The organism is Moraxella sp. K127, from assembly GCF_015223095.1.
GTDB lineage: Bacteria > Pseudomonadota > Gammaproteobacteria > Pseudomonadales > Moraxellaceae > Moraxella.
In genome coordinates, this window is record NZ_JADFBZ010000002.1 from 82,131 (window position 1) to 91,782 (window position 9,652).

Sequence of the window (9,652 nt, forward strand, 5' to 3'; positions counted from 1 at the left end):
GCCCCCCTTATGCTTTGACAGCATCATTATCAAAGACTTCATCACGACCTGTATTAACCTCTTCAGGCTCGGCAAGACGCTCAGGAATGCTAGGCATCTTAATGGTCTTATAACAGTTATAAGCCATCACAAGCATACCACCAACATACAATAGACCACCCAATGCACGCACCACATAAGGCCAGTGTGATACCACAACTGTCTGGATGAAGTCATAAGACAATGTACCATCATCGTTAGTTGCACGCCACATCATGCCTTGGGTAATGCCCGAAATCCATAGAGCAACAATGTACAGAACCGTACCTGTGGTCGCAAGCCAAAAATGCACTGTGATAAGGTTGGTTGAGTACATTTTTGCTTTGTTATAGATGCGTGGCAACAGCACGTAGATAGAACCAATGGTTACCATACCAACCCAGCCCAACGCACCAGAGTGTACGTGTCCGACTGTCCAGTCGGTATTATGACTGATGGCGTTCACTTCTTTGATGGACAGCATAGGACCTTCAAAGGTACTCATGGCATAAAATGACAATGCCACAATCAAAAAGCGAATGATGGGGTCAGTACGCAATTTATCCCAGCTACCAGATAAAGTAAGTACACCGTTAATCATACCACCCCAAGAAGGAGCGAATAGAATGAGCGAGAATACCATGCCCAAAGATTGGGTCCAGTCAGGCAATGCTGAATAATGCAAGTGATGACCACCTGCCCACATGTACGAAGCGATTAATGCCCAAAAGTGAACGATGGACAAACGATAAGAATACACAGGGCGACCGATCTGCACGGGGATGAAGTAATACATCATGCCCAAGAACGCTGCTGTTAAGTAGAAACCTACCGCATTATGCCCATACCACCACTGAACCATGGCATCTGTTGCACCGCCATAGAGCGAGTAAGATTTCCACATACTCACAGGAATGGCAAGATTATTGACGATATGAAGCAGTGCAATGGTGATAATAAACGCTGCAAAGAACCAGTTAGCCACATAGATGTGCAATGTTTGGCGTTTGATGAGCGTGCCAAAGAATACAATGGCATATGCCACCCACACCAAGGCTATACCAATGGAAATGGGCCATTCTAGTTCGGCATATTCTTTGGCAGTGGTCAGACCCAATGGTAAGGTAATGACCGCCCCCACAATGACCGCTTGCCACCCCCAAAAGGTAAACCAAGCAAGATAAGGGGCAAACAGTCTTGTCTTACAAGTACGCTGAACAATGTAATAAGATGTTGCAAAAAGTGCACAACCACCAAAGGCAAAAATGACCGCATTGGTGTGAAGTGGTCTTAAACGTCCAAAGGACAGCCAAGATGTATCAAAGTTAAGTGCTGGCCATGCAAGCTGTGATGCAATGAATACACCAACCGTCATGCCAATAATACCCCAAAATACTGCCATGAGCGTGAAAAGACGAACAATCGTAATTTCGTATTCATGGTCAACTGATGGGGCTACTGCTGTTTTAGATAGACTCATGGGATAGGTTTCCTGTGCAGCCCGATTTGTTTCGTTGTTTGATGAGATTAATCATCAAATTTACGTTTTTTAACTATATTTGTCTATTGTAACGCAAAATTTGCCAAATATCATCATTTCAAATCAGTTTTTAGGAAAAAAACCTTAAAAAAATTAAGGAAAAAATAACAATCAAACAATGACCACAATCTTTCCTATGACTGGCTTACTCACGATGAGTTTGGCTTGCGTTAAATCCACACTCACAATAGGGTATTGCGGCGGGTTTTTCACCGTGTATTATACAACACAATTGTAAGTTTTCGGGTATGTTTTGTAAAAAATAAATGAAAATTTTCACATTTTTTTAAAATTTTTTGTAACTTTTGCCAATTTTTGACGATTTTAATCAATTTTTTTAATCAAAAAAGACCACTTTTTGTTAAGTTTAAAAACTTTCACCAAACCCATTTGGTTTTTATTAAATGAAAAATTAATCATTTTTTAATTATTAATTTAATTTTTAAAAATAAAATTGATGAAAATCTGATGAATTTTGTGGTATTTTTATAAAAAGTCTGCTTTTTGAATAATTTTTGCTTTATAATGAGTCATCTTTATTTATCATCGAGTTATTTTTATGGCAAAATTTTTAAGTCAAGCATGGTTTGATGAAGTCCAAACCCTAAACACCAAAGCAGGCGAGCTAAACTTACCACCGAGTCTTGCCGACCTTGTTGTCAATGTCAGCATCACAGGCGACGACCCCAAAGAGCTACACCTAAATGCTGGCAAATTGGGTCAGCACCATGTCAATAATGCCATCAGCACTATCAACATCGACAGCGACACACTCGCCCAAATCATCTCGGGCAAAGACGTCAATGTCGCCCTAGAAGCCTTTATGATGGGCAAAATTCGCATTGATGGCGACATGTCAGCGGTCATGGCATTACAATCTGCCAAACCAAGCCCTGAACAAAAAGCACTGTACAAAGAAATTTTGGGCGTGACGGAGTTTTAGTTTTTAAAACCACATGGCTTAAAATGGCTTAAAACCACATAACACCCAAAACAAAACCCTGCCATAAACAGGGTTTTGTTTTTTTGGGGAGATATTTAATATACCCCAGTTATTTGCCATCATTGAAATTTTGGTAAGTGTCGCCTTGGCGGATATTGTGGCGTGTGCCATCATCAGCAAAGGCATACACGGTAACATCAACTTCCACACGGCGGTTGGGCTGTAAGCATCGGATTTGCTCAGCTCTGGGGGCGTTGGTATCACAGATGACGTGTGGCAGTGGCTGAGTTCTGCCCGCTCCTGATGCGGTCAGCGTACTCGATGTCACGCCTTTGCCAATCAAGTATTGGCGAACGGTTTGGGCACGGAGCATGGATAGGTTCATGTTATACATGTCATCGCCATAACGGTCGGTATGACCTGTTAGATTCACACGGCTGTCGCCACGGGCTTCCCATGCGATGAGCTTGGTGGCAAGTTCGTCGAGCTTAGCACGCCCTTCTGGGAGCATGTCTTCTAACTGCCATTTGTCAAACTTAAATAGCGCATCCGCTTCAAGCGTGATTTTCTCTCTGGCAATCGGTGCTGCGATGACAGGTGCCGCCACAGAAGTCGCATTTGGGGTAGGCTTGGCATAATTGGCACAGTCAGCAGGCAACCAATAAAACTCTTGACCCTTGAATTTGTCATCAAAAATCACCTTGTATTGGCAAATTTTGACCGAATTGTCCGCTTGGTAGAACTTCATGATGTAATCCCACTCACGGGCACGGTTCGCTTCATTAAAATGTGGACGACCAATAAGCTGATACAGCTCATCTTTGGCAACCCCCGGACGAATCTTGGAGAGATTCTCTCTGTTAGGGAACTGCCCATCTTTTTGCCATGCTTTGTCAAGCTCTGGAAAAACAATGTCGTCTTTGTTGTCAATGGTGCCACGCTCTGAGATGTTTGAGCTTAGCTGTTTTGTACCCATACAGCCCGTCACAAAAAGTGTGGCTAGAATGGTTGCACTTAGAGTTAATGCTTTCATGGTATTCCTTGGTTTAACTTTGATAAAATCTTATCATAAAATCTTGTGATGAAATCTTGCACCCACACTTAGTGGATGCAAGAATAAGCCCAATCAGAAGTGGAAGCCTGCACCCACTGCCACCCCTGCGTTACCTTGGGTATCGGCAGAGCCTGACATTTTGAGCACCCAGCGACCGTTATCAGAGAGCTTGGAGAAACCGACAGCCACCGCACCTTCGCCATTATAGCTTGCCATACCACCTGTCAGCATAGATTTACCCGGTAGATAGGCCTGGGGCAGAGCCGCCATTGCCATCGCTGATGACACACCAGCATTGGCATCATCTGCCACGCCATCAATGCGAGCATTTAGATTGTCAACTTTTCTAGCGACTGCATGCAGCTGACTGCCATTTATCGCATCTTTACTGGTGGCTGAGATATCACCATCTGCAACACCCGTGATTTTATTACCCGCAACATCAACTTTATCTTTGGTAAACGATGGACCATTATTGATGGTAACACCATTATTGTTGAGGGTGGTGTTGCCTGCTTTAACACTGTCAACGGTAATGTCTTTGGCTAGGTTATAAACCACGTCATTACTATTAGCTGATTTATCAATAACAATATTTTTGTCAGTATTTTTCATGTTAACGGTAGCACCTGGCTTAACCAACGAGCCATTCTTACCTTGGACGGTTAGGGTAAAGCCTGCGTTATTGATGGCATTGGCAATGTCGCCAGCAGTCACTAACTTGCCTTTATTATCATCACTAGGCGTATCGACTTTGCCGTCTTTATTGGCATCCCCCAGTTTGGTGGTATTTGCTGTTACTTGAGTGATGGTTTTGCCTGGATTGTTTGGGTCAGCAACTTTCTTGGTGGTGATGGTAGTGCCGTCGGTATTCACATCAAAGGTCACATTACTAGAAGTGCCTTCTTTATTAGTGGTTACTTTTGCAGTTGTGCCTGTACCATTCACAAAGTTGACGGTATCATAAGCTTTGACAAAGTCTTTGGCCACGCCGTTACCCTGTAGATTCCAGCCAGAGTTTAAAACATCGCCAGCAGTTGCCGCATTACTGGTATTGATTTTTTCAGGTAGCGTTTGTCCTGTGGTTACAGGTTTATTGCCAGTGTTATAAACATCATTATTATAAGTACTTGGCAGGTTTGATTTTACATTAGTAAGTGTGGTTGGTGCTGTTGTGCTTCCATCAGCATTTTGCATGGATGCAATGACGTTGTTATTGGCAGTTGGGTTAATGGCAGTGGCACCGGGTTTCGGTTTGCCACCCTCAAGCTGATCTGGTGCATAGTATTTGTCACCTACCAAGGTTGCTTTGGCAATTTCTTCTGGCTTGTAGAATTTGCCGTTAGGTGCTTTGGTTAGTTTGTCACCGTCTTGGTTGGTGTAAACCACAGGCAGTTGGGCATTTTCTACAATAACTTGGTTATTTACTTTGATATCGTAATCGAAACGGCCGCCTTTTTTGGTTTGGGTTACGCTGATGCTGTTGTCGCTGGACTGAACGGTTGTACGTGAATCTTTCAGCTGTTTCAAGTTTACCGCATCGGTATCTTTTGTACCGGCAGTCACATTAGTGATTCTCTTATTGCCGGCATTGATACCGGTATTGGTAACGGAAGGACCGCCGGCAATAGTCAGGCCGTTATTTTTCAGAGTAGTATTACCTGTCGTTACAGAATTAAACGTCACATCTTTGGCGGTGGCAACGGTAATTTTTTTGCCATCATTGGTGATTTGGATATTGTCACCATTGACAAAGTTTACAGTTTCGCCAGTTTTGACAAGCTCTTTATTACCACCATTAGTTTGGACATTAAAGCCTGCGTTATTGATGGCATTGGCAATATCACCGGCATTCACCAGTTTGCCTTTGTCAGCATCGCTTGGGGTATTTACTTTACCGTCAGTACCATTGGTAAGACCTGTGGTGTTGGCAGTGATTTGACCACTTGAGTTGGTGGTGATGGTGGTGCCGTCGGTATTCACATCAAAGGTAACATCACTAGAAGTGCCTTTGGCATTGCTGGTTACTTTTGCAGTTGTGCCAGTACCATTCACAAAGTTGACGGTATCATAAGCTTTGACAAAGTCTTTGGCCACGCCGTTACCCTGTAGATTCCAGCCGGCATTTAGCACGTCGCCGACGGTGGCAGCGTTGTTAACATTGACATTATCAGGCAATGCTTTTGACTTTGTCACAGAATCCTTATTCTTATTATAAGCATCATTGTTGTAAGTCGCTGGCAAATTGCTGGCAACATTTCTAAGAACCATTGGGGCAGTGGTTGAGCCATCAGCATTTTGCATGGATGCAATAATGTCGGCAGGAGCATGGGTATTACCCTCGGCATCGGTAAATTTGCCATCAGGTTGTTTAAATACCTTGACACCGTTTTTATTGGTGTAAACCACAGGCATTTGTTCCAAAGTGCCTTTTGCAACCATATACAGCTGGCTACCGTTGATGGCATCAGTTGACTTATCAGAAATCTCCCCTGCTGCCACATGCTTAATTTGGCGTTCCGCATCTTTTGTACCAACAGAAACTGAACCTTTTTCGGCAGAGCCAACACCGGCAAAGTTACCATAGGTAACACCATTAACCGTGCCTTGTTCCTGGGCGGTGGCTTCGGTGGTTACTGAGTTTGAACCCAGTGCGACAGAGTTTGCGTGCTCGGCTTTTGCATTTTTACCAACAGCAACCGCCTCTTTTTGAGTGGCTTTGGCTGCAACACCTAAAGCAATAGATGACTTACCTGTTGATTTTGCACCAGCTGCCGCTGCAAAAGAGCCATCTTCTGTTGCGCTCGCACCTACGCCCAAAGCGACTGATGTGATGCCAGAAGCTTTCGTACGAGTACCGAACGCCGTTGCCAACTTACCTGCTTGAGACTGAATACCGATAGCTACCGCAGCTTCCTCTGCTTTGGTTGCGGTATAGCGTTTATTTTGGTCACTAAAATCAACTAGATAATCTTTGGTAATTTCCTTATATTTTTTTGCCACATCTGTGTTATTTGAAGTATCGTTGTTATCAGTTTTATTCCATTCTGGTGGGCTGTTAGATGCTACTCTATCCAAATCATCACCACCAATGGCAATCGATGAGTTACCTTCTGCTCTCGCCTGAGCACCCAAAGCGACTGATTGGTCTCCTGAAGCAGTGGCTTCATAACCGATGGCTACTGATTGTGCATGGTCGCCTGAATCTCCGTGACTAAACGTTGAACCTGGAGAGTTTTTAGGAGTCTTAAAGGTGCTCGCCTTATAGCCAATCGCCACCCCCCCATAGACCGTCTCTGAATTTACGCCGATAGCGACGTTTTGGGCGGGTTTGCTACCATTTTTACTGTCGTGCTTAACTGCCGCCAAAGCATTATCGCCGATAGCAATGCCATCATCGCCATTCTCAACTTTTTGTCCCACTTTAGCAGAGGTACCATTGGCACCTCCTATAGCTAAGGATCTGTTGCCTGCTGTTTTATTCTCTAAAGTCTGTGCCCATGCCGATGATGACAACATCATTCCTACTGCCAATGCGGTTAAGGCAAATGCCTTGGTAGCGGATTTTGGCAGGTTGTTTGAACCGACCATTTTTGCCGATGATTTACCTTGTGCTTTGGCAAATTCACAGACCGCTTGGAGAGTCTGGGTGGACTTGTTCCAAATGACACGATAAACATTATTCATAATTTTTCCTTGGTTAAGGTTAACACAATAAGCAAAGGCTTATGCTAAAATTGACTTAGATCATTGACGTCATGTCAAAACTGACAAATTTTGTCAGTTTTGACAAGTTGCGATAAAAGTTTGTTAGTTGGTCATGCCAGAGCATGACCATAAAACGCACAGATCATCACAGCCATCAATTATAAAATAAGGCACCGTGAGTATGATTACCCACTTTGGTAACTTATTTTGATTCAATCACTTAATAATCATGCAAAAATCATGCCAGATAAATATTAGAATATTCCAACATAACATAAAGTGCCTTTTATAAGCTCACTCATGAATATACACAACCAAGAAAACAAACAGCAATAAAATTATAAACCACACCGATAAAAACACTCTACCATGGGACAATTAATCCCTTTAAAAAATTATGGAAAAGGTGTAGAATATATTTATTCCAAATTAAAAATCAGTATCAATCATGCCCAGCCAAGAGCGAGTACTCGCCCCAACAGCTAAGGTTATATCATGTCAGAACAACCAGATAATTCTGTAAAAAACACAGAAGACAACGGTGCCACACCCAAAGTTTTTGACCCCAAAGCAAGCGACACCACGCCTGCCACTAACACCGTCGCCACCCCCCCAAAAAAACCCAAAAAACCAAAACCCCCACCAGAAAAGCTGATACCGCATTCTAAGGACATGGACGCCACCAAGAAACGGGTGCATCCACGCTTTGTCTTAGGCAAATATCAGAACATTCGCTTGGTCAGTATGTATGCCATTTTGGTCATGTTTTTGGTGTTACCGTGGATAAAATGGGGTGGTCGTCAGGCGATACAGTTTGATGTCGCCGAACCAAAGTTTTATATCTTTGGGGCGACGTTTATGCCACAGGACTTTTATTTTTTTGCCTTTGTCTTTATGATTGCTGCCTTTACGCTGTTCATGGTAACGGTCTATGCAGGGCGGGTGTTTTGTGGCTATGCCTGCCCCCAGACCATCTACGTACACTTGTATCAGCACGTAGAGAAATGGGTACTGGGCGAGCGTAACAAACGCATCAAGTTCGACAAAGAACCGATGAGCGCCTCAAAAATCGCCAAACTCATGCTTATCCATGCCATCTGGGGCGTGATGAGCATGATTACCGCCATGACATTCATGTCACTTGTGGTCGGGACGGAGTACCTATTCTTTAATGGGGCAACACCGTTCTTTATGGGTTGGAGCAAGATGACATGGATATTCTTTGGTATCATCACTTTTGTCACACACATAAATGCAGGCTATATGCGTGAACATATGTGTGTCCATTTTTGCCCTTATGGTCGTTTCCAGTCGGTCATGTTTGACAAAGACACCTTGCTTGTCTCCTACGACTATGACCGTGGCGAACCCCGTGGGGCTCGCAAAAAAGGATCTCGACCCGAAGGCTACGGCGACTGTGTGGACTGCACCATGTGCGTGCAGGTGTGTCCTACTGGTATTGACATTCGAGACGGCTTGCAGGTAGAGTGCATTCAGTGTGCAGCGTGCATCGATGCGTGTAACGAGATTATGGATAAAGTCGGCTATCCCCGTGGTCTGATTCGCTACACCACCGAGCGTCAGCTTGTCCACAAAGAGAAAACCAAAATCATCAGTTTTCGTATCTTTGCCTACATCTTTATCCTTAGCGTGTTGGTGGTGGTCGCAGCGATGGTAGCCACAGGGCGTGACCCCTTAGAGCTAGAGATTCGCCACAACCGTCAGCAAATCAGTAGTATCGGACGTGATGGCATGATAGAGAACAGTTATGTCCTAAAAATCGTCAATAAGACCAATGAGCGACAAGTCTATAAAGTCAAACTAGAACCTGTCGATGGCTTGACCTTAAAATCTCGCTTTAAGGAGCTACCACTCAAAGCCAATGAGCCGTATGACTTGCCTGTGAGCATCTTTGGCGACCCTGCCAAAATCAGTGGTACCATGCCTGTCACCATCACCGTCTACACCGAAGATGGCAAGTACAGTGCCAGCAGACAAGACGTGTTTGTCTATAAGCCCTAAAAACAATCTCACAAAACAAAACTCTGTCTGATGACAGGGTTTTGTTTTTGTTGTTACAATGGGGACAATGTTTATATCGTGAATTAACCGCAATCACATCAATTTGTATTTTTAATGACTTACTTCAATCTCAACTTAGAGTTACAACTTATTGATTTTCAATGATTATTTTTGGGTTATAGGGCAGATTGCAATTTTCCCTTCGCAAATCAATCGCACAAAGTTAGAACAGGGTAATTTTTTATATGGCAAAGTGCATGCCACCACCTTTTAAATGAAAAATCTGATTGGTTCGTAATACGCACTTTACTACCAACTGGTGTATTTTGACGTTAAAGATTATATCAAACAATCAAAAAGGGCAGAT

Annotated in this window: 5 protein-coding genes; 2 read left to right on the plus strand and 3 right to left on the minus strand. The window is 43.6% G+C overall.

Translation table 11 applies throughout. The features are described 5' to 3' along the window. Positions 1–7: 7 nt before the first annotated feature. Positions 8–1,498: a cytochrome-c oxidase, cbb3-type subunit I gene (gene ccoN / locus IM753_RS00920; RefSeq protein WP_194108434.1), complete on the minus strand. Its 1,491-nt coding sequence runs from the start codon at positions 1,496–1,498 to the stop codon at positions 8–10. A 619-nt stretch (positions 1,499–2,117) separates the two neighbouring features. On the opposite strand from ccoN, the gene IM753_RS00925 reads away from it, so the two are divergent. Next, positions 2,118–2,501, plus strand: a complete 384-nt coding sequence (locus IM753_RS00925) for an SCP2 sterol-binding domain-containing protein (protein WP_065256476.1) — start codon at positions 2,118–2,120, stop codon at positions 2,499–2,501. A 109-nt stretch (positions 2,502–2,610) separates the two neighbouring features. On the opposite strand, the gene IM753_RS00930 is transcribed toward IM753_RS00925, so the two are convergent. Further along, positions 2,611–3,534: an OmpA family protein gene (locus tag IM753_RS00930; RefSeq protein WP_065256477.1), complete on the minus strand. Its 924-nt coding sequence runs from the start codon at positions 3,532–3,534 to the stop codon at positions 2,611–2,613. A 93-nt stretch (positions 3,535–3,627) separates the two neighbouring features. Beyond that, entirely contained in the window at positions 3,628–7,242 is a 3,615-nt protein-coding gene (locus IM753_RS00935; protein ID WP_194108435.1) for a YadA-like family protein, read from the minus strand. A gap of 693 nt (positions 7,243–7,935) precedes the next feature. On the opposite strand from IM753_RS00935, the gene ccoG reads away from it, so the two are divergent. Continuing rightward, entirely contained in the window at positions 7,936–9,285 is a 1,350-nt protein-coding gene (ccoG, locus tag IM753_RS00940; RefSeq protein WP_194108437.1) for a cytochrome c oxidase accessory protein CcoG, read from the plus strand. The last annotated feature ends 367 nt before the right edge of the window (positions 9,286–9,652 follow it).